General features: G+C 63.7%; 20 protein-coding genes. 4 read left to right on the top strand and 16 right to left on the bottom strand.

Annotation, left to right across the window (positions count from 1 at the left end; all coding sequences use genetic code 11):
• Positions 1 to 37: 37 nt before the first annotated feature.
• A complete protein-coding gene (locus EI545_RS04870; protein ID WP_125324430.1) occupies positions 38 to 661 on the bottom strand; it encodes a TetR/AcrR family transcriptional regulator in 624 nt (207 codons plus the stop codon).
• Between the two features lie 251 nt (positions 662 to 912).
• Between EI545_RS04870 and EI545_RS04865 the strand changes: the two genes are divergently transcribed.
• Both EI545_RS04865 and EI545_RS04860 read left to right on the top strand, forming a co-directional pair.
• The gene (locus EI545_RS04865) at positions 913 to 1,998 is read left to right on the top strand and encodes an efflux RND transporter periplasmic adaptor subunit (RefSeq protein ID WP_245990292.1); all 1,086 of its coding nucleotides are present in this window, start codon (positions 913 to 915) and stop codon (positions 1,996 to 1,998) included.
• Between the two features lie 4 nt (positions 1,999 to 2,002).
• Positions 2,003 to 5,098 (top strand): efflux RND transporter permease subunit, encoded by a 3,096-nt coding sequence (locus tag EI545_RS04860; RefSeq protein WP_125324428.1) that lies wholly within the window; start codon positions 2,003 to 2,005, stop codon positions 5,096 to 5,098.
• Between the two features lie 30 nt (positions 5,099 to 5,128).
• On the opposite strand, the gene EI545_RS04855 is transcribed toward EI545_RS04860, so the two are convergent.
• From EI545_RS04855 to urtA, 7 genes are all read right to left on the bottom strand, one after another.
• Positions 5,129 to 6,166: an AbrB family transcriptional regulator gene (locus EI545_RS04855; RefSeq protein WP_216842493.1), complete on the bottom strand. Its 1,038-nt coding sequence runs from the start codon at positions 6,164 to 6,166 to the stop codon at positions 5,129 to 5,131.
• Between the two features lie 97 nt (positions 6,167 to 6,263).
• Positions 6,264 to 8,759, bottom strand: a complete 2,496-nt coding sequence (locus EI545_RS04850; protein WP_125324427.1) for a cation:proton antiporter — start codon at positions 8,757 to 8,759, stop codon at positions 6,264 to 6,266.
• A 142-nt stretch (positions 8,760 to 8,901) separates the two neighbouring features.
• A complete protein-coding gene (urtE, locus tag EI545_RS04845; RefSeq protein ID WP_164517214.1) occupies positions 8,902 to 9,597 on the bottom strand; it encodes an urea ABC transporter ATP-binding subunit UrtE in 696 nt (231 codons plus the stop codon).
• Complete coding sequence (gene urtD, locus EI545_RS04840; RefSeq protein WP_125324425.1) at positions 9,597 to 10,340, bottom strand: urea ABC transporter ATP-binding protein UrtD; 744 nt, start codon at positions 10,338 to 10,340, stop codon at positions 9,597 to 9,599. Before urtD ends, urtE begins: the two co-directional genes overlap by 1 nt.
• Positions 10,337 to 11,572, bottom strand: a complete 1,236-nt coding sequence (urtC, locus tag EI545_RS04835; protein ID WP_125324424.1) for an urea ABC transporter permease subunit UrtC — start codon at positions 11,570 to 11,572, stop codon at positions 10,337 to 10,339. The genes urtD and urtC overlap by 4 nt, the downstream gene beginning before the upstream one ends.
• 195 nt (positions 11,573 to 11,767) lie before the next feature.
• Complete coding sequence (gene urtB, locus EI545_RS04830) at positions 11,768 to 13,705, bottom strand: urea ABC transporter permease subunit UrtB (protein WP_125324423.1); 1,938 nt, start codon at positions 13,703 to 13,705, stop codon at positions 11,768 to 11,770.
• Between the two features lie 193 nt (positions 13,706 to 13,898).
• Positions 13,899 to 15,185 (bottom strand): urea ABC transporter substrate-binding protein, encoded by a 1,287-nt coding sequence (urtA, locus tag EI545_RS04825; RefSeq protein WP_125324422.1) that lies wholly within the window; start codon positions 15,183 to 15,185, stop codon positions 13,899 to 13,901.
• Positions 15,186 to 15,362: 177 nt separating this feature from the next.
• On the opposite strand from urtA, the gene EI545_RS21310 reads away from it, so the two are divergent.
• On the top strand, positions 15,363 to 15,536 hold the full coding sequence (locus EI545_RS21310) for a hypothetical protein (protein ID WP_164517213.1): 174 nt from the start codon (positions 15,363 to 15,365) through the stop codon (positions 15,534 to 15,536).
• A 54-nt stretch (positions 15,537 to 15,590) separates the two neighbouring features.
• Positions 15,591 to 16,913 carry an ABC1 kinase family protein gene (locus tag EI545_RS04820; RefSeq protein WP_425471630.1) on the top strand — a complete coding sequence of 441 codons (1,323 nt, stop codon included), beginning with the start codon at positions 15,591 to 15,593 and terminating at the stop codon, positions 16,911 to 16,913.
• On the opposite strand, the gene EI545_RS04815 is transcribed toward EI545_RS04820, so the two are convergent.
• The 8 genes from EI545_RS04815 to EI545_RS04780 form a co-directional block, all read right to left on the bottom strand.
• A complete protein-coding gene (locus EI545_RS04815; RefSeq protein ID WP_245990291.1) occupies positions 16,904 to 18,400 on the bottom strand; it encodes a mannitol dehydrogenase family protein in 1,497 nt (498 codons plus the stop codon). The two genes, EI545_RS04820 and EI545_RS04815, sit on opposite strands and share 10 nt — an antisense overlap.
• The gene (locus EI545_RS04810) at positions 18,364 to 19,131 is read right to left on the bottom strand and encodes an L-iditol 2-dehydrogenase (protein WP_125324421.1); all 768 of its coding nucleotides are present in this window, start codon (positions 19,129 to 19,131) and stop codon (positions 18,364 to 18,366) included. Before EI545_RS04810 ends, EI545_RS04815 begins: the two co-directional genes overlap by 37 nt.
• Positions 19,128 to 20,120 (bottom strand): ABC transporter ATP-binding protein, encoded by a 993-nt coding sequence (locus EI545_RS04805; protein ID WP_125324420.1) that lies wholly within the window; start codon positions 20,118 to 20,120, stop codon positions 19,128 to 19,130. Before EI545_RS04805 ends, EI545_RS04810 begins: the two co-directional genes overlap by 4 nt.
• A gap of 7 nt (positions 20,121 to 20,127) precedes the next feature.
• The gene (locus EI545_RS04800) at positions 20,128 to 20,958 is read right to left on the bottom strand and encodes a carbohydrate ABC transporter permease (RefSeq protein ID WP_125324419.1); all 831 of its coding nucleotides are present in this window, start codon (positions 20,956 to 20,958) and stop codon (positions 20,128 to 20,130) included.
• A gap of 3 nt (positions 20,959 to 20,961) precedes the next feature.
• Positions 20,962 to 21,834 carry a carbohydrate ABC transporter permease gene (locus EI545_RS04795; protein WP_125324418.1) on the bottom strand — a complete coding sequence of 291 codons (873 nt, stop codon included), beginning with the start codon at positions 21,832 to 21,834 and terminating at the stop codon, positions 20,962 to 20,964.
• Between the two features lie 111 nt (positions 21,835 to 21,945).
• Positions 21,946 to 23,256, bottom strand: a complete 1,311-nt coding sequence (locus EI545_RS04790; protein ID WP_125324417.1) for an ABC transporter substrate-binding protein — start codon at positions 23,254 to 23,256, stop codon at positions 21,946 to 21,948.
• 105 nt (positions 23,257 to 23,361) lie between these two features.
• Entirely contained in the window at positions 23,362 to 24,318 is a 957-nt protein-coding gene (locus EI545_RS04785) for a sugar-binding transcriptional regulator (RefSeq protein ID WP_125324416.1), read from the bottom strand.
• Positions 24,315 to 24,980, bottom strand: coding sequence for an HAD family hydrolase (locus EI545_RS04780; protein WP_125324415.1), 666 nt, complete (start codon positions 24,978 to 24,980; stop codon positions 24,315 to 24,317). Before EI545_RS04780 ends, EI545_RS04785 begins: the two co-directional genes overlap by 4 nt.
• Between the last annotated feature and the right edge of the window lie 65 nt (positions 24,981 to 25,045).

The following is a 25,045-nucleotide window of genomic DNA, read 5'->3' as shown; positions in this document are numbered from 1 at the left end:
CCTGCAGTTGGGGATTTCTGAAACAGGATGGCCGATATCACCCCACCTCGCTGCCGTCGCCGCCCAAAACTGCGCGGCTGACTGCCATCAGGAAGGTCCAGTCGTCGATGGTCGCGGACAGCACATCCGTCTTTCTGTCGATCGTCAGGAAGGAATGGCCGTGCACACTGGCCCATAGCATATAGGCACGCTGCTGCACCGTTGGCGTATTTTCTGGCAACCCCAGACTGGCTGCTGCGCCACGGATAACAACACCGAAACAGGCTTGTCCCTTTTCCAGCAAGTCCGGAGCATCCTGATGCCCTTCGGTCAGGCTGAACATCAGGCGGAAGACACCGGGCTGAGCGCGGGCGAAATCCACATAGGCTTGCCCAATGGCCGCGACCGACTCCAATGATCCGGTCGGGAACCGCGCAGCGGCGGTTTCCATCTCAGCTTGCAAGCGACTCATGGCTTCGCCGACGACGGCGCGCAGAAGTTCAGGGCGGTCCTTGAAATGCTTGTAGGGCGCTGCCGAACTGACCCCGGCTTGCCGCGCAGCCTGAGCCACCGAGAACCCGTCGGGGCCAAGCGTTTCGACCAGCTCTCGAACGGCGGCGATCAGCTGCGCGCGCAGATCCCCGTGGTGGTAGCTGGACCTTGGCGTCTTGGCAGAGGGCATGGTGGGCTCCTCGGTAAGTGGTACTTACTTTTCGCTTGACTTGAAGTTAGTATCGCTTACTTATCGACTTGAACGGCATTTGGAAACCCCTACACAGCTTGCGGACAGTACATTCCCCCAATGCCGTCATGGCGTTGGATGGCTGTGCATTGCCGACTGAACAACCAGTGGATCACGGGATGGGTCGCAACATGACACGGACAACCCCAATAGGGCGCAAGCTGCTGCAAGGCTTGGGAACGTTGGTAATCATGGCTGCGTCCGTCGCTGCGGTCGTCGGTGGGGCAGGGCTGATTGCCGGCGCGTCGCAAATCGCCCGCACAGTCGAGGCGCCAATAGTGCCCGTCGCCGCATTGCGTGTCGAGATCGTGCATGGCTACGCCGTCACTCGTCGTTTCGTTGGGCAGGTCGAGGCTGCCGCACGCACCGACCTTGGGTTTGAACTGGGTGGCCGCATCACAGAGGTGTTGGTCGAGGAAGGCGATGTCGTTGCCGCCGGCGCGGTTCTGGCCCATCTGGACACCAGCGCGCTGATCCCGGAACGCGCCGCGCTGGAGGCCGATCTTGCGGCCCTTGCGGCAGATGCCGAACTTGCGAGGTTGACGCTGACACGCAACGACAGGCTGAACGGACAGGGCTGGCGCTCGACCGCCGCGCTGGACGATGCCCGTCTGGCGCTGGCCCGGGCTGAAGCCGGAATGGCTGCGATCCGCGCAAGGATTGCTGGCGTCGATGTGCGGCTGGAGAAGTCGGCGCTTCTGGCCCCATTTGCCGCCCGCATTGGGGATCGATTGGCCGACCCCGGGCAGACGGTGGCCTCGGGGCAAACGGTTCTGGTGCTGTTCGACTCGGGTCCAGCCCGCGTGCGGGTGGGATTGCCGCCAGATCTTGCAGCCGGTCTTGCGGTGGGCGATGCGGTCCGCGTGGACTATGGCGGGGCCGTTCAGATGGCTGCAGTCCGGCAGATCCGCCCCGATCTGGACCCAAGCACCCGCAGCCGATCTGTGATCCTGACGCTTGATGCAGAAGCGAATCCCGTCCTTGGTGACACCGTCGCCCTGATCCTGGACCAGACAGTGAAGGCCACTGGCTTCTGGGCACCGCTTTCAGCCCTGCGCGAAGGCGCGCGGGGCAGTTGGTCGGTCCTGGCGATCGAACCGACAGCCGACGGTGACCGAACCGTGCCCGCGGCTGTCGAAGTGATCCACAGCGACGGTGCGCAGGTGTATCTGACTGGCATGCTGCCGCCCGGCGCGCGCATCGTGGCGCAAGCGCCCGACCGCGTTGCCCCCGGTCAGCTTGTGCTGGTCCGGGACAGCACACCCAAGACGGAGTAGGGCCATGGATACTCTCTTCTTCCGCCAGCCGCGCCTTGTTCTTCTCGCCCTTCTCGTGATCCTGTCCGCCGGCGCTTCGGCGCTGGTGTCCATCGGGCGGCAGGAAGATCCGACCATCACCAATATCTTCGCCACGATCACGACCGTATTCCCGGGCGCCGACCCGGCGCGGGTCGAAGCACTGGTCACCGCAAAGATCGAAACCGAACTGCGCGCGATCCCCGAGATTGCCGAGGTCTTCTCAACCTCGGCCACCGGCATCTCGGTCATCTCGGTCGAGTTGGTGGAGACCGTGGCACCCGAGATGATCGAGCAGCTATGGGCACAGGTACGCGACGGCATGGCCGATGCGCAGCGTGACTTCCCCGTGGGCGTGCTTGAGCCGGATTTCGACAGCGACGGCGCGGGTGGATATGCCGCGATCTTCGCCTTGACCATGCCTGAAGGCTTCAGCCTGACCCGTGCCGCGCGCGAGGCCGAGGCCTTGGCAGACATCCTGCGCCGCGTGCCGGGGACAAGCCTTGTCGACCTGCACGGGCTGCCCGATGAAGAGGTGCTGGTCACCCTGAACCCCGACCGACTGGCAGCGCTTGGTCTGACGGCAGATGCCGTGTCGGCGGCAGTGCGTGCCGCTGATGCCAAGGTGCAGTCGGGCCGGTTGCGAAGCGATGCAACCGATCTTGTTCTGGGGCTTACGGGCGAGATCACATCGCTTGACCGCCTGCGTGCTGTCGTCCTGCGGGAAGATGCGGCGGGGCGAGTCACCCTTCTGGGCGACGTCGCCGAAATCACCCGCGGGCCACGCCTGCCGCTGGCCGAAGCGGCCTTGTTCCGGGGCGCGCCCGCCATCCTGATCTCGGCCAAACTGAGCGAAGGGTTGCAGGTCGACCGCTGGATGGCAAGCGTCCGCGCTGCAGTGAACGCTCAGGTTGCGATCCTGCCCTGGGGCCTTTCGGTCGAGACGGTGTTCGACCAAAGCCGCTATACCGCCGAACGCCTTGTCGAAGTCGGGGTGAACATGGCGATGGGTGTGGCGCTGGTCGTCGCCGTACTGTTCGTCACGCTGGGCGGGCGGTCCGCGCTGATCGTCGCAATGGTCATTCCGGTTGTGACCTTTGCCTCAGTCGCTACGCTGAACGCCCTTGCGGTGCCGATCCATCAGATGAGTGTCACAGGCCTGATCGTGGCCTTGGGCCTTCTGGTTGATGCAGCCATTGTCATGACCGACGAGATCGGCAAAAGCCTGCGCGCTGGCCTGCCGCCGATCGAGGCGGTCGGGCAATCGGTCCGCCGCTTGGCAATGCCCCTTCTGGCCTCGACCGTCACGACGATCCTTTCCTTTCTGCCCCTGCTGCTGCTGCCGGGGCCTGCGGGGGATTTCGTCGGCTCCATCGCCATTGCGGTGATCGTGATGCTGGCATGGTCCTTCTTCGTGGCCATCACGATCACCCCGGCCCTTGCTGGTCGGTGGCTGCGCCCCGGCGATGGCACGCCTGCGCGGGGCGGTCTGTTGATGCGCGGCCTGCGGTCTGTGCTGGCCTTGTCGATGGCCAATCCGGTGCGGACCGTGGCGCTGGCGCTGATCCTGCCGGCTCTGGGGTTCGTGTCCTTGCCGACCCTGACCCCGCAGTTCTTTCCGGGGGTGGACCGGGACCAGTTCCATATCGAGATGGACCTGCCCCCCGGCACCAGCATCGTCGAGACCCAGCGCATCGTGCGCGAAATCGACGCCAAGCTTGCGGCGGCTGAGGGCGTGGTTGACGTGGCGTGGGTGGTGGGACGGTCGGCGCCGGCCTTCTATTACAACATGGTTGGCGACCGCGATCAGGCCCCGGCCTTTGCTCAGGCGCTGATCCGCACCGAATCTGCTGCAGCGACCCAACGGTTGTTGGAAGAATTGCAGGCCAATCTGCCCGCGGCCTTTGTGCAGGCGCGGTTCGTCATCCGGGGCCTGACCCAAGGGCCGCCGGTCAACGCACCGGTGGAACTTCGCCTTGTCGGGCAGGATATCGACGCCTTGCGCCTTGCAGGTGACGACCTGCGCGCCCGTCTCGCCGAAGTGCCACAAGTGGCACTGGTGCGCACCGGAATCTCGGGCGGCACCCCGAAGCTGACATTGGATGTCGACGAGGCGCGGGCGCGGCTTCTGGGCCTCGACCTTGGCCAGATCGCGCGGCAGATGGAGGCGGGGCTGGAAGGTGTCACCGGCGGGTCACTTCTGGAAGGGACCGAGGAACTGCCAGTCCGTGTCCGTTTGGGGGCGGGTCTGCGCGACGACGCGATGGCCATCGGTGACATGCCGATCCTGCCGCCCGGCGCAGCGGCTTTGGCAGCGACGGGGACCTTTGCCGCAGTGCCGTTGTCCACGCTGGGCACCTTGCGGCTGGAGCCATCGGAAAGCACCATCACCCACCGCAATGGCGAACGGGTCAACACGGTGCAGGCTTATCTCATGCCGGGCGTCTTGCCCGCCGTCGCCCTGGCCGAAGCGATGGCCTTGCTGACTGCCGAAGGCTACAGCCCGCCAGACGGCATAAGGCTTGAGACCGGCGGGGATTCCGATGCCCGCAACTCTACGGTGCAGGCCTTGGTCGCGCCCCTAGGGCTGATCATCACGCTGTCGATTGCCGTGGTGGTCATGACGTTCAATTCCTTCCGGCTGACGCTGATCTCGTTTGCCGTGGCGGGCATGTCGGCGGGGCTTTCGCTGCTGTCGCTGGCCATTTTCGATTATCCCTTCGGGATCAATGCGATCATCGGCGTCATCGGGTCGATCGGGGTGTCGATCAACGCGGCACTTATCGTGCTGTCTGCGCTGCAGGAGGATGCCCGCGCCAGCGCGGGGGACCGGGCTGCAATGGTCGATGTGGTTGCTGGCTCGGCACGGCACATCACATCGACCACAATCACGACCGTTGGTGGCTTCCTGCCGCTGATCCTTGGCGGAGGGGGATTTTGGCCGCCCTTTGCCATGTCGATTGCGGGTGGCGTGGCGCTGTCGGTGGTGCTGGCCTTTGCCTTCACGCCGCAGATGTTCGCGCTGACCTTGCCGCGCCGCAGGCCTGGTGGCGTGGCCTTGCGCGAAACCGCAGGCGCCTGACATGCCTCAAAACTGTCGCCAGACATCCGGTCACTTCCCAGACCTTCGCGCAAGGATGTGGAAGGCAAGCGGGGCCAGCACGATCACAAACAGGATCCGCACGACGTGGTGCAGCGCGACGAAGGCAACGTCAGCCTGAATGGCCAGTGCGATCAGCCCCATCTCGGTCAGCCCCCCCGGTGCCAAAGCCAGCATGGCCTGATCGGTGCTGCTTCCCGCGACGGCAGTCATGACCAAAGCCGCACCATAGGCCAGGACCATCGTGAGCAGTGTCGCACCGATGCTGAGCCCCGCTGCGGGCACAAGCGTCCTTGGGCTGATGCCAAGGAACCTGCTCCCAAGGACCGTGCCCAGGATCACTTGTGCCACATTCACCAGCAAGGCAGGTGGCACGCTTGAGGTGACACCGGTGATGTGAAGCAGCGCGGACAGCAGAAGCGGGCCAAGAAAGCTGGGGGCAGGAAAGCGCAGCCATGTCCCAAGCAGGCTGCCGAAGATCGCTGATGCCAGCAGAAGTGCTGCATCAAGCCATGACAGCGCTGCCTCGGCCTTAAGGCTTGATGCCCCGACATCTTGGCCCTGCACGATGCGAAACCAGATCGCGATCAGCGAAATGGTCACGACAATCCGCAGGCTGTGGGCCAGGATGATCGGGGCGGGCTTTGCGCCATTCGCCTCGCCGATCTCGATCATCTCGGTCAGGCCGCCCGGCATCCCGGCGAAGTAGGCTGTGACCCAGTCGAACTTGCCGACAAACCGGTAGAACGGCACGACAACCACCGCGACGACGACGACATAGACCATCAGGATTGCGACCGTGCCGATCCATCCGCTGGCCTGTTCAAGAAAATCAGTGGTGAACCGCGACCCAAGCAGAACGCCGATCACGGCAACCACGGCGGGCCGGATCCGGGCGGGGCCAAGGATCGGTGCCTTGGCGACCGACGCGACCATGGTGGCGAACAGCGCGCCCAGCATCCATGGCAAGGGCAGGTTCAATGCATAGAAGGCCGCCCCGCCCACGGTCCCGATCAAAAGGGCCAAGACGATGCGGGGAAGGTTGGTCATTCTGGGTCATCCGGATGAGTGATGGCCCAAGGCCACAAGCCGCCGCGATAGTTTTCAAGGAATGCGCGAATGTCCAGAGAGTGCAGGCAATGCCGGATCAAAGCTGTAGTGCCTCAGCGTCAAGGCCACGGCGTTCCGCGCTTTCCAGAACGGCTGACCGCACATCCTGATTCCGCTTCAAGAGTTTGCGAAACCGCGCCTCGTCCAGCACCAGAAGCGTTGTATGGCTGATGGCGGTGGCCTGCGTGCGGCGGGTGCGGCCGCTGAGCAGCGAAAGCTGCCCGAACATCTCGCCCCGGCCCAGCCGGAACTTCTGCCCGGCGGTGTCGATTTCAACGGCGCCCGACGCAATAAAGCTGACCTCGCGCGGGACATCGCCCTTGCGCAGCAGCACATCACCCGGCTGGACATAGCGTGTGCGCAGCGCTGCTGAAAGCTGTCGGCGGCTTTCATCGTCCATCTCGGTGAACAGCGGAAACTGGCGGACCAGTTCGGATTTCTGCACCGCAAGGTCAAGCGGCGGCCGCGTCTCGACGGTCCGGCGTTTGGTGGCCAGCTCTTGCTTCAGGGTCGTGTAAAGTTCCTTGCCGATGATCCCGTCTGCCAGCAGCACATCGTACTCACGCTCTTCCAACCGCAGCGACGTGCGGCGCAGGAAACGTCGTTCAATCTCTTCGGCATAGCCGGGGTATTGCAGGCGCAGGCCTTCCAGCGCGGACTGGATCTGATCCTCACGCCGCTTCAGCAACTCGTGCAGCAGGTCGGCAACCCGCCGTCCGTGGATGCGGCGGATCTTGGCGTCGATATAGCCGTGCAGGTCGCGCAGGATCAGTCGCAGGTTCAACAGGATCTCGAACCGGTCGGCCGTAAGCCCTGCCAGCATCCCCGAAACGCGCAGCCGGTTGTGCAGCATGTTCGCAAACCGGTACCCGCGCCCCTGCGCAAGGCTGAGACGCCCGGCCGCGCGATATTCCTCACGGCCTCCGGCCCGGGTGCGTTCGATCAGGCGGTCGGCGTCCGACAGCATCTGTTCGGCCAACCGGGTTGAGATCAACTGTTCGCGGAACGCCTCAAGGATCAGATCACGCTCGCGCCCGGCGAGGGCGACAAGGCCCAAAGTGATCCTGTCCCGGTCGGGAATGTCGTCGGCCGCTTCGGCCTTTTGCATCGCGCCGTCCAGCCGGGCGGCAAAGCGCTTGGCTTCGGACCGGACGATGTCATGGGTCAGCTCGTGGTTCTTGGCGGTTTCCGCCACCTCTTCGCGCACGTTCTGCAGCGCGACCGCGATGACCTGGTTGGAAAGCGCCCGGTCAATCGGGGCCAGCCTGTCCAGCCCAAGCAGCGAAATAACCCAGCGCAGCGTCGTTCCCTGCACCAGAAGGGTGAACAGGGTAAAGCCGGTGGCCAGAATACCGACGTCACGCTTTACATCGGCCGGCACGCGGAAATTCTCGGACACGGCCAGCGCGAGGGCAAGGGTGACCGCCCCGCGCAGACCGCCCCACAGGATTGCCACGCGATACGGTGGATCCACCCGGGGCGACAGCCGCAGGATCGTCAGCAAGGGGAGGATTCCGTAAAGCATGAACAGCCGGGCAACAGTGGCCGCCACGACGACGACACCGATCAGGAACAGGTCGTAAAGCCGCACATCCCCCAAGAGCCTCGGCACCAGCAGCGCCGCGAGCAGGAAGATCAGCGCCCCGGCCCAATGCGCCAGAACATCCCAGACTTCACGCAGGTTCGTCCAGTTCGTGGGCGACATGCGCCCCGGTCCAAGATAGTTCAAGGTCATCCCCGCCATGACCACGGCGATCACGCCCGACACGCCAAGGGCCTGATCTGCAATAAGATAGGCGGCATAGGGCAGGGCCACGCTCAACGACACCTGTGCCAGCGGATAGCGACCCAGCCAGGACAGAACCCCAAGGCAGATGCGCCCCAGGAACCAGCCCGTCGCGATCCCGCCGAAGATCAGCGTGGGAAAGCCGACCAGCGCATCTCTCAATGTCGGATTGGGCACGCCCAGCATCACGAAGGTCAGGAAGAACCCGAACAGGGCAATCGCCGCAGCGTCGTTCAGCAGGCTTTCGCCCTCGACAATGCGGGTCAGGCGCTGTGGCGCGGCAATGTTGCGAAAGATCGACACAACCGCTGACGGGTCGGTCGTCGCCACGATCGACCCCAGCAGCAGGCAGGCTACAAGGGGCAGCGTGGTGAAAGGCTGGAGCGCGAGGCCAATGGCAAAGGTCGCCACCACCACAGCCACGACTGCCAATACCAGAATGGGCACCCAGTCCTCGGCCATCCGCCGCAGGTTCAGCCCCAGCGCCACCTGAAACAGCAGGGTCGGCAGCAGGACATAGAGGAACACATTCGCGCGAATGCTGAACTCGAAAGCCTCCACCGCCGGGCCAAGCTCGGACACTGCTTGCCCTTGCTGGACCAGATAGGTCGCGACGATCCCGATCAGCGTGCCCAGAATGGCCAGAACCACAGTGTACGGAAGCCGCGACCAGTCGGCCAAAGGCTCGCTCAGGCTGATCACGATGAACAGCACGGCTACAATGCCGACAAGGGATATAACGTCCATGCTGAGACCGACTGCCGACGACGCGGCGCTGCTGTGGCTTTTTCCTTGGGAAGCCATGTCGTTATCAAGGTCTTGGCGGGGTTCGTCAATCTATGCGCCCCCATAAGGGACGCGAAGCGGGCTCCTCCGCCGAGGAGCCGTTTCAGACGGAAACTGCCGCTCGCAGCGCGGCCTTGTCGAAGCTGTCGGTCCGTCCCGAAGCGGACACAGTGCCGCGCCGGAAGACATAGACCTGATCCGCCAAACCATAGGCGAATTCGAAATACTGCTCGACCAGAACGATTGCCATGTCGCCCTTGGCCTTGAGATATTCCAGCACATGGCCGATCTGCTGGATAACATTGGGCTGGATGCCCTCGGTCGGCTCGTCCAGGAGCAGCACCTTCGGCTTCATGATCAAGGCGCGGGCGATGGCAAGTTGCTGCTGTTGCCCACCGGACAGGTCGCCCCCGCGACGGTGCAGGAAGTCCTTCAGGATCGGGAACAGCGTAAACACCTCATCGGGGATCTGGTGGTCCGCCTTGGGCAGGACAGCGAAGGCCGTCTCAAGGTTTTCGCGCACTGTTAGCAAGGGAAAGATCATCCGGCCCTGCGGCACCACCGACAAGCCGCGCCGCGCCATGTCTTGCGCGCGCGACACGGGCAGGGTCTGGCCGTCCAGCGTAACCGTGCCGCCAGACCGGGGGTGGGTGCCCGCCAAGGCCTTGAGGAACGACGTCTTGCCGACGCCGTTTGGCCCCATGATGCAGGTCACTTCGCCGGTCTTGGCCGCAAAGTCGATGCCGTGCAGAATCTGGCTGCCACCGTAGTGCAGAGTAAGGCCTTGGGTTTCCAGCATTATCCACGCCCCAGATAGACGCTGATCACCTGTGGATCGCGTGTGACGTGATCAAGCGAGCCCTCGGCCAGCACGCTGCCTTCATGCAGGACCGTTACCCGGCATTTGAGCCTGCGGACAAATTCCATATCATGTTCCACCACCACGACGGCGCGCGTCTTGGCCAGACTGACCAACAGGGTTGTCGTCTGTTCCCGTTCGGCCGGGGTCATCCCCGCGGCCGGTTCGTCGACCAGCAAGAGGCGCGGTTCCTGGGCCAGCAGCATTGCAATCTCCAGCCATTGCTTCTGGCCGTGGCTCAGCTCGCCCGACTTGCGCTGCAAATGATCGGCAAGGCCGACTTCGTCTGCAAGGGCGCGGACCCGGTCAAGGTCGGAGGCTTGCGGTTTCCAAAGCAGCACCCGCCACGGGCTGCGCGGGGCTTTCAGGGCCAGGATCAGGTTGGCTTCGACAGTCTGATCCTCGAACACGGTGGGGCGCTGGAACTTGCGGCCCACGCCTTCACGGGCGATCTGCGCCTCGTTCATGGACAGCAGCGAAACCGAGCGTTCGCCGAAGGTCACGCTGCCCTGATCGGGTCTGGTCTTGCCGGTCACGATGTCCATGAAGGTCGTCTTGCCTGCACCATTCGGCCCGATGATGGCGCGAAGTTCCGCGTCGCCGATCGAAAATGACAGATTGTTGATCGCGCGAAAGCCGTCAAAGGTGACAGAGACACCGGAAACCTCAAGCAGGGCCGTCATGTCCGCCCCTCCTGTTCCTGCAGACTGCCGTCATCAGGGCCAAGCTGCGCACCCTTGCGGTCGGGTGTCCCGATCCGCTGGAACCGGTCGAAAAGGCCGCCGATCCCCTTTGGGGCGAAAAGCGTGACGGCAACAAAGGCCGCGCCAAGCAGGACAAGCCACCAGTCGACCCAGTTCAACGAAACCGGCCCAAGCGGGATGTTCGGCAAGCGGCCCGAGGTGAAGACACTGGACAGAAGCGATACGAAAGCCGCCCCGATGACCGCCCCGTAAAGCCTGCCCCTGCCACCGATGGCCACCCAGACCGCAAGGTAGATCGACGCGATGGGGGCCAATTCCGCCGGGTTGATGATCCCTGCCTGCGGGTAATACAGCACACCGGCAAGGGCCGCGATCAGGGCGGTCAGGGTGAAAATGAACAGCTTGTAGATTTCCACCGGGTAGCCAAGGAACCGCACCCGCGCCTCATCATCCCGGATCGCACGGATGACTGAACCGAACTTGCCCGACACGATCCAGCTGAGCGTGAGGTAGCCCAAGCCAAGGGCTGCAGCCGAGGCCCAGAAGAACCACATCGAAACGGCATCCTGTGACGTATCGGCAAGCCCCGGCAGGTTCTGTAGTCCCGAAAGCCCGTTGTTGCCACGCAGGCCGCTATCGTTCTGGAACAGGTACAGCGCAAGGGCGAGAGTCATCGCCTGAGTCAGGATCGACAGGTAAACCCCCGTCACGCGGGACCGGAAGGCAAGCCAGCCAAAAACCAATGCAAGAAGGCCTGGGACAGCCAGCGCTAGCATCAGTTGCAGGGGAAGAGAGTGGGCAAAGCTCCAGATCACCGGCAGGTCGGAGGACCCGACGACACCGAAGATCTGGGTGGCGATGCCTTGGGTGACCTCCTCCGGGGTTGCGGGCAGGCCGCTTTGGGCCAGGGCCGTGACCACGATCTCCTCGGTCCGCGCGTACATCAGCCACATGCCGATCATGTAGCCGCCAAGGGCGAAGAAGGCCATGTGGCCGAGGGAAAGGATGCCCGCATAGCCCCAGATCAGGTCCATCGCGAGGGCGACAAGGCAAAGGCAGAGCGTCTTTCCAAGGGTCTTGACGAATGAGGTTGAGAGAAAGCCCACACCGTAAGCCTCGGACGCGATAGTCACGGCGAGGGTGAAGAGCGCAAGACAGGCGATGAAGATCAGGGCAGAGGGGTTCTGGGCGAAAAAGCTCTTGCGGGTCATCGGGCCGCCTCTGTTGCCGAAGGGCGATGGCTTGCCGAGGAAAACGCCTCCCTCCCGCCTTTGTGGGGGAGGGATGGGGTGGGGGGGCCCCAGCAAAAGCCGCGTCGGATCTTGCAGTGGGCCCCCCACCCCCATCCCCTCCCCACGAGGGGGAGGGGAGGTGCCCCAGTCTGGCGGTCAGGAAAACGATCATGGTCAATCCCCCGCCGCGCGACCACGCAAGGCGATGATGCCCCGCGGCCGGAACTGGATGAAAAGGATGATGAAGAGAATCATGTAGGTCTGTGCGGCGAGGGTGTTGGACGGGTTCAGGAACTCGATCACCTTCTGCAAGGAGCCGATCATCGTGGCCCCGGCGAGGGTTCCCCAGACGTTGCCGACACCGCCGACGACCACGGTCATGAAGGATTGCACGATGTAATCCGCGCCCATCTCGGACGTGACCTTGGCGTAAAGGCCGATGGCCACCCCGGCGATGCCCGCGATGCCGCTCCCGAGGCCGAACGTCAGCATATTGATGCGGTCGGGGTTGATGCCCATGCTGGCGGCCATGGCGGGGTTTTGGGTGACGGCGCGGACTTCAAGGCCAAGGCGGGTGCGCTTCATCAGGTAAAGGAAGAAGGCGAGGAAGATCAGGGCCAGCACGAAGATTGCAATGCGGATGTAGCTGATCGAGACGACATCGTTGAAGGTCAGAGCGCCATCCAGCCAACCGGGGGCTGTCAGCGGGCGGGCTTGCGTACCGAACACGTTCTTCAGGATCTGCTGCAGCGCGATGGAGATGCCGAAAGTGGCCAGCAGCGTCTCCAACGGGCGTTTGTAAAGGTGACGGATCACCAGACGCTCCATCGCCACCCCTGCGGCAAAGGTGACGATGAAGGCCAAGGGCAGAGCGATCAGGATCGACAGGGTGTAGTCCGGGACGAAAAGCTGGACGACGAACCCAGTATAGGCGCCCATCGTGATGAACTCACCATGCGCCATGTTGATCACGCCCATCACGCCGAAGGTGATGGCAAGGCCGATGGCGGCGAGAAAGAAGATCGCGGCAAGGGACAGGGCATCAAGGCCAAGGTCGGCGGCCTGCATCAGGCCGACCTTGCGGTCGATACTGGTCAGGGCGGCTGTTGCGGCCGATGTGACAGCGGCGTCAGGCTCTACATAGACCTCGAAGAAGCTGTGGGCAGCCAGTGCGGCGGTCACCTCGTCATCGGTGGCCGCAGTGGGAACTGTGCCGGCCACCTCAAGCGCGGTATAGGCGCGGTCGCGGGCGGCCTGGCTGTTCAACTCGGCCACCGGGACGCCGCCGACCACCCCGTCCACGATGTTTGCCACAAGCGCCGCGCGCTGTTCCTCCAGCGTCAGGCGGGCAGGGGCGAGGTTGGCAGCAACCAACAGGTCATAGGCCTCGACCTCGGTCAGGTCGGTGCCGGGGAACAGGGGTCGGGCGATGTTGCCGGAGGGCTGCCCAAGGCTGGCTGCGCGGGTGGTGGCGACCAGCGGGTTCAGGGCGGCACGCACGTCCAGCGCAGGGTCGGCGCCAAGGCTTTCGATCGCAGCCACGCGGGCAGTCGGATCAGGGTCGAACCGCAGGGTCAGAAAACGCTCCAGCCGTTCCTTCTGCACCTTCAAGGCCGGGTCAGCCTCGGATTCGAGGGAGGCGCGCAGAGGATCCAATGCCTCAGCCGTCGGATCGCGGGCGATTGAGGCAAGGGCGGCTGCCCGGATCGTTGGATCTGGGTCTGACAGGGTGAACTGCACCAGCGCGGTGGCGATCAGGCCGCGCACCCCGGCATTGGGCTTCAACTCGGTCACGTCGGCCTTTGCGATAGTGCCACCGGGGGAGCCATCAAGGGCGGTCAGGGCAAAGCCGTCCCCCTCTGCCACGGCGATGAACATCGCCCGGTCGGATTTGCGCACCACAAGCCGCCGGTCGCCCCAGGCGGTGAGGATGTCATCGGCCATTGGGTCGCCACTGCCCGCCAACGCCGTGATCACCGGTCCGATCGTCTGGCGTGACGGCTTTTCAATCTGGTCGCGGTTCTCGGCCACGATGGCGGCGGCCTCCTGCGCAAGCGCCGGCAAGGGCAGAAGCCAAAGGAAGGCCGCAACAAGGAAGGCGGTCAGGCGCATGGGATTTCCGGGCGTTGGGCCGCGGGACGGCGGTCAGATAGGGGGGCTTCCCTCCCCCCTTTGTGGGGGAGGGAGAGGGTGGGGGGCTGCGTCAGGCCAGCGGCGTAAGGCGGGGTGCCCTCCTCCCCCATCCCCTCCCCACAGGGGGAGGGGAGGTGACAGGGGTCCGCCTTCGGCAAACTGTCCCGCTGGATCAGTAGTTCGACTTCAGCTGCACGCAGGTGGAGGTTTCCGTGTTGTACATCCCGCACTTCAGCTCGGCCCAATCGGCCTCCAGCACCGCCGATTCCGGCAGATAGTCGGTCCATGCATCGCCGGGGACCGGGTCGGTCTGGCTGATGATGTCGAACTGCCCATCGGCGCGGATTTCGCCGATCAGCACCGGCTTGGTCAGGTGGTGGTTCGGCAGCATCTTGGCGATCCCGCCGGTCAGGTTCGGGAACTCCTGCCCGATCATCGCAGCCGAAACCGCATCCACCTCGGTCGTACCTGCGGCGGTGACCGCGTTCACCCACATGTTGAAGCCGATGTAATGCGCTTCCATCGGGTCGTTCGTGACGCGCGCGTCATCCTTGATGAAGGCCTTCCAGGCCGCGATGAAGGCGGCGTTTTCCGGGGTGTCAGCCGACATGAAGTAGTTCCAAGCCGCCAGATGACCGGCGAGGTTGGTGGTGTCCAGACCCGAAAGCTCTTCCTCACCGACCGAGAAGGCGACGACGGGCAGCGTGTCGGCCGTGACGCCAGCGGCAGCCAGTTCCTTGTAGAACCCGATGTTTGCATCGCCGTTGATGGTCGAGATGACGCCGACCTTCTTGCCGTCAGCACCCAGGGCCACCACGTCACCCACAATCTTCGACCAGTCGCTGTGCCCGAAGGGGGTGTAGTTGACGAAGATGTCCTCCTTCGGGATGCCCTTGGAGATCAGGTAGGCTTCCAGAATGTTGTTCGTGGTGCGCGGGTAGACATAGTCCGTCCCCAGAAGCGCGAATTTTGTGACGCCCAGTTCCTCCAGGTAGTAATCCACTGCAGGGATCGCCTGCTGGTTCGGGGCTGCACCGGTGTAGAACACGTTCTTCGACGATTCCTCACCTTCGTACTGCACCGGGTAGAACAGCAGGCCATTGAGTTCCTCGATCACCGGCAGGACGGACTTCCGCGACACCGAGGTCCAGCAGCCGAACATCACGTCGACGTTCGACACGGTCAGCAGTTCCCGCGCCTTTTCGGCAAACAGCGGCCAGTCCGAGGCCGGGTCGACGACCACCGCCTCAAGCTGCTTGCCGAGAAGACCGCCCTTGGCGTTCTGCGCTTCGATCAGCATAAGCATGGTGTCTTTCAGCGTCGTTTCCGAAATCGCCATCGTCCCCGAAAGCGAATGCAGCACGCCGACCTTGATGGTCTCGGCCTGGGCAAAGGCAACGCGGGGCAAGGAAAGCGCGGCAATTCCGGATGCCAACAATGTACGTCTGGTCAGTTTCATGGTCATTCCCCCATCAGGCTCCCCGCAGCGCCCCCTCATTCAATGAGACCGGCCAGCAGTGCGTGGCAGCACGTTTCTTCTTGCGAGACGCCTTGGGAACCAGTGAACCCGTTTACCGCCGCCGCTCTCGACTGTCTTGGAACCGCCCAAGCAAGACAAAGGGGGCGCCGATTTCAGGTGGCGATCAATCTGATCGAAGCGGCAGGCGGGCGCCGCAGGCAGGTGGAAGCGATCTGCACAAATCTTTGGCGCTGCCGGATGCCGCAGCGCAGAAAAACGGCTGTCGCAAAAGTGATCGGCAGCGACGCGGCGCAAGACAGATTCGTCTCTGTTGCGTCGGTTCGTCTTTGACGATCTGCCGTGACGCCCCACCTATGGCACCGGGCAAAGGGATGGGCGCAGGACGTGAAAGACGATTCAGCAGACAAGCGCGGCGCTCCGGTTCCCAGCGGGCGCGGCGTGCGGCTTCTGCACATGGGCGGGATCGTTGCCGGCATTGCGGGCGGCGTAGTCTCTGGGGGACTGAGGCAGTTGGCGCAAGGTCAGCGGCCGGGCTTGCAAGACCTGCTGCTGACACCTTCGAACGCGATGCGCCTGACATCGGGACTGGCCCACATGCGCGGGGCAGCATTGAAACTTGGCCAGATGCTGTCGATGGACAGCGGGATCGTCCTGTCGCCGCAACTGACCTCGATCCTGGCCACCCTGCGCGACGATGCCCGTCCGATGCCACCGGATCAGTTGCGCGACGTGCTGAATGGGGAATGGGGCACGGGCTGGCTGGCGCGCTTCCGGCGCTTTGACGTGCGGCCCTTCGCAGCGGCTTCGATCGGGCAGGTCCACCGTGCGGAAACCCGGGATGGGCGGGTGCTGGCGATCAAGGTGCAATACCCCGGCGTCCGCGCCAGTATCGACAGCGATGTCGACAACATGGCCGCGATCCTGCGCCTTCCCGGTCTTCTACCGAAGGGAATGGACATTTCCCCCCTCCTCAGCGCCGCGAAGTCGCAGTTGCATGAAGAGGCGGACTATGCCGCTGAAGCCGCCCACCTGCGCCGCTTTGGGGATCTGCTGGACGGATCGACGGACTTCATCCTGCCCCGGCTGCAGGACGATTTGAGCACGGGGCGGGTGCTGGCCATGACCTACGTCGAAAGCCAAGCCATCGACACGCTGGAGTCCGCCCCCCAGCCCGTCCGAGACCGAGCTGCCGCCAACCTGATCGACCTAGTGCTGCGTGAGCTGTTCAATTTCCATGCCATGCAGACCGATCCCAATCTTGCCAACTACCGCGTCGATCCCAAAACCGGGCGCATTGTACTGTTGGATTTCGGCGCCGTTCGCGCAGTTGATCCCGCGCTCAGCCAGACGTTCCGGACACTGCTGAATGCTGCCCTTGACCGCGATGCCAGTGCAATCCACGCGGCCATGCTGAAGATCGGCTACTTCGGCCCGGCCACCGCACCGCAGCATCAGGCCCTCATCCTGCGCATGTTCGACACGGCGATGGAGCCACTCCGCCAGGATACACCCTTTGACTTTGGCCGCTCTGATCTGCTGGACCGTCTGCGCGACATGGGGCTTGCCATCGGCACCGACCGGGACCTGATGCATGTCCCGCCCGCCGAAACGCTGTTTCTGCATCGCAAGATCGGCGGCATGTACCTTCTGGCCGCGCGCCTGCGGGCAAGGGTCGATCTGCGGGCCTTGGTGACGCCCTATCGCTGACCGGACGCCAAGTAAGCGTGCAACACCTCGGCCGTTCCAACCTGCCAAAGGCGGTTCAGGTGGCGGGAGAACGCCTCGCGCAGGCGCGGATCCTGACCAATTTCGCCGTAAAGCTCGGTCAGGCCCAGCCATACCAGCGGGTCCTGACGCGCCGCGCGGGCCAGCGACGTCAACTGGTCCCAGTTGGGGTCGTTGGGCGGGGTCACAGCGCCATTGTCCTTGGTGCCATGGCAATACCGGCACCACAGCGCGCATTCCAGCGCCAGCCCTTCGATGCTGCCCCCCGCCGCCAAGGCATCGCGCAGGCTGGGCAGGATGAACTTGGGCTGCCGGTTTGATCCGTCAAAACACAGCCGGTGTTCGGTGTCGGCCACTTCGGGGTTCGAGAAACGCTCGCGGATCAGGCTGTAATAGGCCCCAAGATCGGTGCCGGGAACTGGCGGGACGTAGGGAATGATCTCCTCTCGCTCCACCTTGTCCAGAAAGGCCGAGATCAAAGGCTCGCCCATCGCCTGATGCACATAGTCTATGTCTAGCAGCCCCCCGGGGTAGGCTATGATGGCATGACCCCCGTTCAGGATGCGCAGTTTCATCGTCTCATAGGCGTGGACTGCGTCGGTGAAGGTCACGCCGACCTTTTCCAGTGGCGGGCGGCCCGAGGGGAAGTGATCCTCCAGCACCCATTGCCTGAAAGGCTCACAAGTGACGGGAAAGTCATCCGTCGGAAGGCCGAAGCTCGCGGCCATCTCGCGTTCGCGCGGGCCGGTGGCAGGGGTGATGCGGTCAACCATGCCGTTGGGAAAGGCGACATGGGCGTCGATCCAGTCGGCAAGCTCCGGGTCTGACAGGCGCGCAGTGCCCGTCACCGCGGCGCGGGTCAGATGGCCATTGCCTGGAAGGTTGTCACAGGACATGACGGTAAACGGGGCCATGCCAGCGGCCCGTCGGGCGCGCAGGGCTGCAACGATGGCACCAAAGGCCGTGGCGGGCCGATCCGGCGTTTTGCCATCCGCGACGATGGCCGGGGCCGAAGCATCGAAACTGCCGGTTTCGGCACTGACAAAATACCCGCCCTCGGTGACCGTCAGACTGACGATCCGGATCTCGGGCCGGGACATGGCGGCGATCAGCGGGCCGTTGTCGGGTGCCACCTCGATGAAGCCCACCATGGCCCCCACACGGCGGGCGGTCTTGCCGGCGGGATCAAGCTCGATCACGGTGGACAGGCAGTCCTGCGCCAGAAGGGCTTTACGCATGGCGGCATCGGCAGGGCGGACCCCGGCACCAAGGATGCCCCAGTCCATGGCCAGTCCCATGTTCATCAGGTCGTCCAGATAAACGGCCATATGGGCCCGGTGAAAGTTGCCAAGCCCGATATGGACAATCCCCGGCGTGACCTTGGAGCGGTCATAGCGGGGCAGGGCGACAGAGGGGGTGCTTGCGGTCATGGTCAGGCCATCCAGTTGCCGCCGTCCACGCCGAAGCATTGGGCGACGATGTATTTCGCTTCCGGCGTGGCAAGGAAGATCGCCATGCCGGTCAGGTCTTGCGCAGTGCCCATGCGGCCGAAGGGGACGGCCTCGCCCACTTCACGCTTCTTCTGACCGGGGGCCTTGCCCTCGTACTTTGCGAAGAAGGCGTCGACGCCGTCCCAGTGTTCACCGTCCACCACACCCGGCGCGATGGCGTTGACGTTGATGCCGTGGCGGATAAGGTCGAGGCCCGCCGACTGGGTCAGGCTGATGACGGCGGCCTTGGTGGCGCAGTAGACGGCAACAAGCCCCTCACCCCGCCGCCCGGCCTGACTGGCCATGTTGATGATGGTGCCCGACCCACGCGGGATCATGTGACGCGCGGCGGCCTGCATCGTGAACAGCGTGCCCGCGACATTCACGGCAAAGAGCTTGTCATAATCGGCGCGGGTGATTTCCGCGATAGGCGCGGCCGAGAACAGGGCGGCGTTGTTGATCAGGATATCCAGATGCCCCAGCCGGTCGATCACGCTGGCAAAACCGGCGTCGATGCTGTCTTGCGCGGTTACGTCCATCTGCACGGGAATGGCTTTCGGGCCAAGCTCGGCCACAGCCTTGTTCAAGGCTGCGGCATTGATATCCGCCAACGCCACGGTTGCGCCTTCGGCGATATAGGCGCGGGCAAATTCAAACCCGATACCGCGTGCTGCCCCGGTGATGAGGGCGGTCTTGCCTGCAAGTCTCATGCCATGGCCATCCCGTTGGCATCAAAGCGGTGCAGTTTTCCCGCAGGCGCAAGCCTGATCCTGTCGCCGTGATGAACGCCAAGCTCACCCGGGCCACGCACGTTGATGATGCCTACACCCGCCACATCAACCTTGATGAAGCTGTCAGACCCAAGGTGTTCCGACAGGCCAACCACACCCTCCCACGGCCCATCGCCGACGGTGATGTGTTCGGGCCGGATGCCGATGGTCGTGGCCCCGTGCTTTGCCGCCTCGGGCCCCGCGATCAGGTTCATCTTCGGGCTGCCGATGAAGCCTGCGACAAACAGGTTCTTCGGGCTGTGATAAAGGTCAAGCGGGCTGCCGACCTGTTCGATCCGCCCGGCATTCAGGACGACGATCTTGTCGGCCATGGTCATCGCCTCGACCTGATCATGGGTGACATAGACCATCGTGGTCTTCAGCGACTGGTGCAGTTCGCTGATCTCCTGCCGCATCCCGACGCGGAGCGCTGCGTCAAGGTTAGACAGGGGCTCATCGAACAGGAAGGCCGCCGGTTCCCGCACGATGGCGCGGCCGATGGCAACGCGCTGGCGCTGGCCGCCAGACAACTGTCCGGGTTTGCGGTCAAGGTAGTTGGTCAGGTTCAGGACCGAAGCCGCGCGCTGAATGCGGGTTTCGGCTTCGGCGGGGTCCATCCCGGCCATCTTCAGCGGAAAGCCGATGTTCTTCTTGACCGACATGTGCGGGTAAAGCGCATAGCTTTGGAACACCATCGCAAGGCCCCGTTTGGCCGGAGGCAGGGCAGTGGCATCCTTGCCGTCGATCGAGATGGTGCCCGAGGTGGTATCCTCCAGCCCCGCGATCAGTCGCAGAAGGGTGGACTTGCCGCAGCCGGACGGGCCGACAAAGACGACAAACTCGCCATCCTTGATCTCAAGATCGACGCCGGGAATGACGTCAACCTCGCCAAAGGATTTGCGGACCTGGTGGAGTGTGATCTGTCCCATTGTTCCCTCACTTCACCGCGCCAAAGGTCAGGCCGCGGACGAGTTGTTTCTGGCTGAACCAGCCCAGCACGAGGATCGGCAGGATTGCCATCGTGCTGGCGGCAGAGAGTTTGGCGTAGAACAAGCCCTGCGGGCTGGAAAAACTGGCGATGAACTTGGTCAGCGGGGCCGCGTTGGACACGGTCAGGTTCAGCGTCCAGAAGGATTCATTCCAGGCGAGGATGATGTTGAGCAGAAGGGTCGAGGCGATGCCCGGGATCGCCATCGGCGTCAGGACGTACAGGATTTCCGACGCAAGCGACGCGCCGTCCATCCGCGCGGCCTCAAGAATCTCGCCGGGGATTTCCTTGAAGTAGGTGTAAAGCATCCAGACGATGATCGGCAGGTTCATCAGGGTCAGCACGATGACAAGGCCGATGCGGCTGTCCAGAAGGCCAAGAGTCTTGAAGATCAGGTAGATCGGAACCAGCACGCCCACCGCAGGCATCATCTTGGTGGACAGCATCCACATCAGCAGGTCTTTCGTCTTGCGCCCGGGCACAAAGGCCATCGACCAGGCAGCCGGGATCGCTATGACAAGGCCAAGGACGGTGGAGCCGACAGCGATGATGACCGAGTTCCAGAAGAACCGGAAATAGTCGCGTTGGTCGTTGACGTCGATGTAGTTCTGCAGCGTCCAGTCAAAGCCAAGGAAGATCGGCGGCGACGCGACGGCCTGCGCCTCGGGCTTGAACGACGTCAGGATCGTCCACAGGATCGGGAAGAACAGCAGGATTGCCACAGACCAAGCAGCGGCCGTGTTGATCGCCTTGCGGCGGGTGGTGACATGCCGGGCCATGCTTTACCCCTCCAGGTTCTTGCCGATCGCCCGCATGGCGAAGAAGGCAACGATGTTGGCAAGGACAACGGCGACCACCCCACCTGCGGCGGCGGTACCGACGTCGAAATCAAGCAGCGCCTCCTTGTAGATCAGGTAGGGCAGGGTGGTTGACGCCGTGCCGGGCCCGCCGTTGGTGGTGACAAGGATCTCGCCGAAGATGCCCAAGAGGAAGATCGTCTGGATCAGGACCACCACGGTGATCGACCGGGCCAGATGCGGCAGCATGATGTACCAGAACCGCTTGATCGCCGGGGCGCCGTCCATCTCGGCCGCCTCAAGCTCCTCGGAGGACAGTGATTGCAGCGCGGTCAGCAGGATCAGCGTGGCGAAGGGCAGCCATTGCCAGGCAACGATCAGGATGATCGACGCCAGCGGCGCTTGGCCGAGGAAATCATAGGGACTGAGTCCAAGGAACTTGGACGCCTCGGCAAACAGCCCGTTTGTCGGGTTCATGAACATGTTCTTCCAGATCAGCGCCGCCACGGGGGGCATGATGAAGAAGGGCGAGATTGTCAGGATGCGCACTGCCCCCTGACCCCACAGCGGCTGGTCGATCAGAAGGGCGATCAGGATGCCAAGGACGATGGTGATGACCAGCACACCGACGACAAGGATCAGCGTGTTGGCGATGGCGGACATGAAGGCTGGCGACGCGACAAAGCGGGTGTAGTTGGCGAAATCGTTCCAGCCGGACCGTTCGGGATACAGCAAGTTGTAGCGCTGGAAAGAAAACCACAGCGTCATTGCCAGCGGCACGATCATCCAGATGAGCAGCAGGATGACGGTCGGGGATAGCATCAGGCGCGCGGCGGCGCGGGACGATTGCGTGGACATGGGGCTCTCTTTCGCTTGGACCGGTGGGGCAGCGGCAGATTGCGGGCGGTACATGCCCGAGACTATGGTGGGGCGGCCCCGGGAGGGAGGCCGCCCCAGTCGGGCGCAGGATTACTGGATGTAACCCGCAGCCGTCATTTCATCCGTAACAAGGGCCTGCGCGGCGGCAAGTGCCTCATCCGCCGTCTTCTGACCGGCAAGAGCGGCCGAAAACTCCTGACCGACCGACGTGCCCAGCCCCTGGAACTCGGGGATGGCGACAAACTGCACGCCGACGTAAGGCACCGGCTGTACGGTTGGTGCGTTCGGGTCAGCCGAGTTGATGCTGTCGATCGTCATCTTGGCGAAGGGGATCGCGGCATATTCCGGGTTCGCGTAAAGCGACGTCCGGGTTCCCGGAGGCACGTTTGCCCAACCTTCCTTGGACGCGACAAGGGCAAGGTAGTCCTTGTTGGTCGCCCAGTTGATGAAGGTCTTGGCTGCGTCCTGCTTGGTCGAAGAAGCCGGGATCGCCAGCGACCACGCCCAAAGCCAGTTGCCGCGCTTGCCAAGGCCATTGTCCGGCGCAAGGGCGAAGCCGACCTTGTCAGCCACCGTCGAATCCGCGCCGGTGACGAAGGATGCCGCAACCGTGGCATCAATCCACATGCCGCACTTGCCCTGCTGGAACAGCGTCAGGTTTTCGTTGAAGCCGTTGTTCGAAGCGCCGGGCGGGCCGTATTCCGTCATGAGGCGCAGATAGGTGTCCAGCGTCGCCTTCCACTCCGGGCTGTCGAACTGGGGTTTCCAAGCCTCATCGAACCAGCGCGCGCCGAACGAGTTCGACATGGCGGTCAGGAAGGCCATGTTCTCGCCCCAGCCAGCCTTGCCGCGCAGGCAGATGCCGTAGACTTCGCCGTCCTTGTTGGTCATCGCGGCGGCAGCGGCTTCGATATCGGCCCAAGTCGGGGCATCCGGCATGGTCAGACCGGCAGCCTCCATCAGGTCGGTGCGATACATGACCATCGAGCTTTCGCCGTAGAAAGGCGAGGCCATCAGATTGCCGTCGACCGTCAGGCCACCGCGGATCGCAGGCAGCAGGTCATCAACGTCATAGTCGGCGGGCAGGTCGTTCAAGCTGGCCAGCCAGCCCTGCTTGCCCCAGATCGGAACCTCATAGGTGCCGATGGTCAGCACGTCATACTGGCCGCCGTTGGTGGCAATGTCGGTCGTCACGTTCTGGCGCAGGACGTTTTCTTCCAGTGTCACCCATTCGACCTTGATGTCGGGGTGCTTGGCATAGAAGTCGTCCATCAGGCCTTGCATCCGGATCATGTCGCCGTTGTTCACGGTCGCGACGGTGATCGTGGTTTCGGCCATCGCAGCACCCGCTAGGGTAAGCGAAACAGTCGCGCCAAGCAGCGCGCGAAGCGTCAGTGTCATGGTATCCTCCCTGGACAAGCGTATGAGCAAATCATCGCTAGGTGGGTAAATGCTCACATTTGCCGGTGACTTGTCAATCCCCCTGTTCCGCCGCACCTGCAGCCATCAGGGGTGGGCGAGAAGCGCCTTTGCCGTCGCCTCGTCAGTCACCAGGCCATTGATGATGCGGGATTTCAGGGCGCCGAAGATGGCTGGAACCTTGGATGCACCCGCAGCAATCCCGATTGCGGGGCGATCCAGTCCGGGGGTCACGCGCACCCCTCCGGTGCGGCGGTTGGTGCCAAAGTCCAGGTAAGTACCCTGCGAATCGAACACCCAGCCGGCAACTTCGCCCGTGGCACCCGCCGCCTGCATTTCGTCCAGATCGGCACGCGACACGAAGCCATCCTTCAGCAGCGGCGCATCGTCGGACATCTGCCCGACACCGACGAAGACCACATCCGCATTCCGCGCAAGGTCCACGACCCGGCGCACCGGGGGCAGAGCATGGAACGCCGCGTTCTCTTCGACCGTGGGGGAAATCACGGGAACCGGCATGGGGTAATGCGGAGCACGCACCTTGTCGGCAATCCGCATCACCACGTCGAAGAACGAGGCCGACCCGTCAGGCGCAATGTTCCCGATCAGACTGACAAGACGGTGCTGCGGGGCCTCCATGTCGACCATTGCGTCGATCATGCCCCGCATCGCCCGACCCGTGCCAAGCCCGATGACCATCGGTTCCGGCATCCGAAGGAAGCGCTCCAACTCGGCCGCGGCAGCGGGGGCGATCGCACGCACCGGATCGGCACCCGGGCCAAGCCCGGGCACAACCCTTGCCCGCGTCAGGCCAAACCGGGCGGTCAGGGCGGCTTCCAGATCAAGACAGGCCCCGATGCGGTGGTGCAGACGGACGTGGATCAGCCCTTCGCTCATGGCCCGGCTGACAAGGCGCTGGGCCCGCTGGCGTGACACGCCCAGTTCCGCTGCGATCTGATCCTGAGTCATCCCGCCGACATAATACAGCCAGCCAGCGCGGGCCGCTTCGTCCTGCGGGGTGGGTTCGGGGTCCGGGCGACTCATCTCTGCCTCTGAAGTTCAGGCGCAATCTGAAAGAATTCGGCGAACTGCGCAAATCTATGGTGCGGGCGCGTGTCGGCAGGCACTTCGGGCGGGGCCGGCTGCATGTGGCTGCCGCCCACGAAATGCCAGACCTGCATCCCGGCCGCCAGCCCCGCCCGCAAGCCCGGCAGGCTGTCCTCGATCACGATGCAGTCCTCGGGCAGCACCTGCATCGCCTTGGCCACATGCAGGAACAAGTCCGGCGCCGGCTTGCCCCGTTCCACCAGACTGGCGGTAAAGGTCACCGGCCCCAACCTGTCCCAAAGCCCGACCCGCCGCAACGACGCCTCGACCCGGCGCGGTGACGACGATGTGGCAACCGCCACTGGCAGTGTCAGCGCGTCAAGGAAATCGTTCACCCCGGGCATGATCGTCAGCCGGTCTTCAAAGGCCCGCAGCAATCGGTCGCGGTACTGCGCCTCAAACCCCGGGGACAGGTCAAGCCCGAAATCCTCGCGGATCGTCTGCATCACGGTGGGGTAACTCCGGCCAAGGAAATGCCGTGCGACAAAGGCCATGTCGATCTGCACGCCAAGGCAGGCCAGTTCTTCGATCAGCATCTGTGCGCTGATGACTTCGCTGTCGATCAGGACGCCGTCGCAATCAAGGATGACAAGTTTCATCCTGCCGCCATAGCGCACAACTGTGCATCAGGCGATAGGGTGGTCGAGAGCATGGCCGCAGAACG

It is taken from the genome of Tabrizicola piscis, from assembly GCF_003940805.1.
Taxonomy (GTDB): domain Bacteria; phylum Pseudomonadota; class Alphaproteobacteria; order Rhodobacterales; family Rhodobacteraceae; genus Tabrizicola; species Tabrizicola piscis.
The sequence above is the reverse complement of the archived record's forward strand: the minus strand, read 5'-3'. Positions and strand labels throughout refer to the sequence as shown.

Bases quoted from the DNA above. Each gene is read 5' to 3' on its own strand.
- EI545_RS04790 (WP_125324417.1), bottom strand. From the start codon at position 23,256: ATGACACTGACGCTTCGCGCGCTGCTTGGCGCGACTGTTTCGCTTACC.
- EI545_RS04870 (WP_125324430.1), bottom strand. From the start codon at position 661: ATGCCCTCTGCCAAGACGCCAAGGTCCAGCTACCACCACGGGGATCTG.
- EI545_RS04865 (WP_245990292.1), top strand. From the start codon at position 913: ATGGCTGCGTCCGTCGCTGCGGTCGTCGGTGGGGCAGGGCTGATTGCC.
- urtC (WP_125324424.1), bottom strand. From the start codon at position 11,572: ATGACCCGCAAGAGCTTTTTCGCCCAGAACCCCTCTGCCCTGATCTTC.
- EI545_RS04805 (WP_125324420.1), bottom strand. From the start codon at position 20,120: ATGGGACAGATCACACTCCACCAGGTCCGCAAATCCTTTGGCGAGGTT.
- EI545_RS04860 (WP_125324428.1), top strand. From the start codon at position 2,003: ATGGATACTCTCTTCTTCCGCCAGCCGCGCCTTGTTCTTCTCGCCCTT.
- urtA (WP_125324422.1), bottom strand. From the start codon at position 15,185: ATGAAACTGACCAGACGTACATTGTTGGCATCCGGAATTGCCGCGCTT.
- urtB (WP_125324423.1), bottom strand. From the start codon at position 13,705: ATGCGCCTGACCGCCTTCCTTGTTGCGGCCTTCCTTTGGCTTCTGCCC.
- urtD (WP_125324425.1), bottom strand. From the start codon at position 10,340: ATGACGGCCCTGCTTGAGGTTTCCGGTGTCTCTGTCACCTTTGACGGC.
- EI545_RS04815 (WP_245990291.1), bottom strand. From the start codon at position 18,400: ATGCTTCGGCGTGGACGGCGGCAACTGGATGGCCTGACCATGACCGCA.
- urtE (WP_164517214.1), bottom strand. From the start codon at position 9,597: ATGCTGGAAACCCAAGGCCTTACTCTGCACTACGGTGGCAGCCAGATT.
- EI545_RS04780 (WP_125324415.1), bottom strand. From the start codon at position 24,980: ATGAAACTTGTCATCCTTGATTGCGACGGCGTCCTGATCGACAGCGAA.
- EI545_RS04795 (WP_125324418.1), bottom strand. From the start codon at position 21,834: ATGTCCACGCAATCGTCCCGCGCCGCCGCGCGCCTGATGCTATCCCCG.
- EI545_RS04785 (WP_125324416.1), bottom strand. From the start codon at position 24,318: ATGAGTCGCCCGGACCCCGAACCCACCCCGCAGGACGAAGCGGCCCGC.
- EI545_RS04810 (WP_125324421.1), bottom strand. From the start codon at position 19,131: ATGAGACTTGCAGGCAAGACCGCCCTCATCACCGGGGCAGCACGCGGT.
- EI545_RS04855 (WP_216842493.1), bottom strand. From the start codon at position 6,166: ATGACCAACCTTCCCCGCATCGTCTTGGCCCTTTTGATCGGGACCGTG.
- EI545_RS04800 (WP_125324419.1), bottom strand. From the start codon at position 20,958: ATGGCCCGGCATGTCACCACCCGCCGCAAGGCGATCAACACGGCCGCT.
- EI545_RS04850 (WP_125324427.1), bottom strand. From the start codon at position 8,759: ATGGACGTTATATCCCTTGTCGGCATTGTAGCCGTGCTGTTCATCGTG.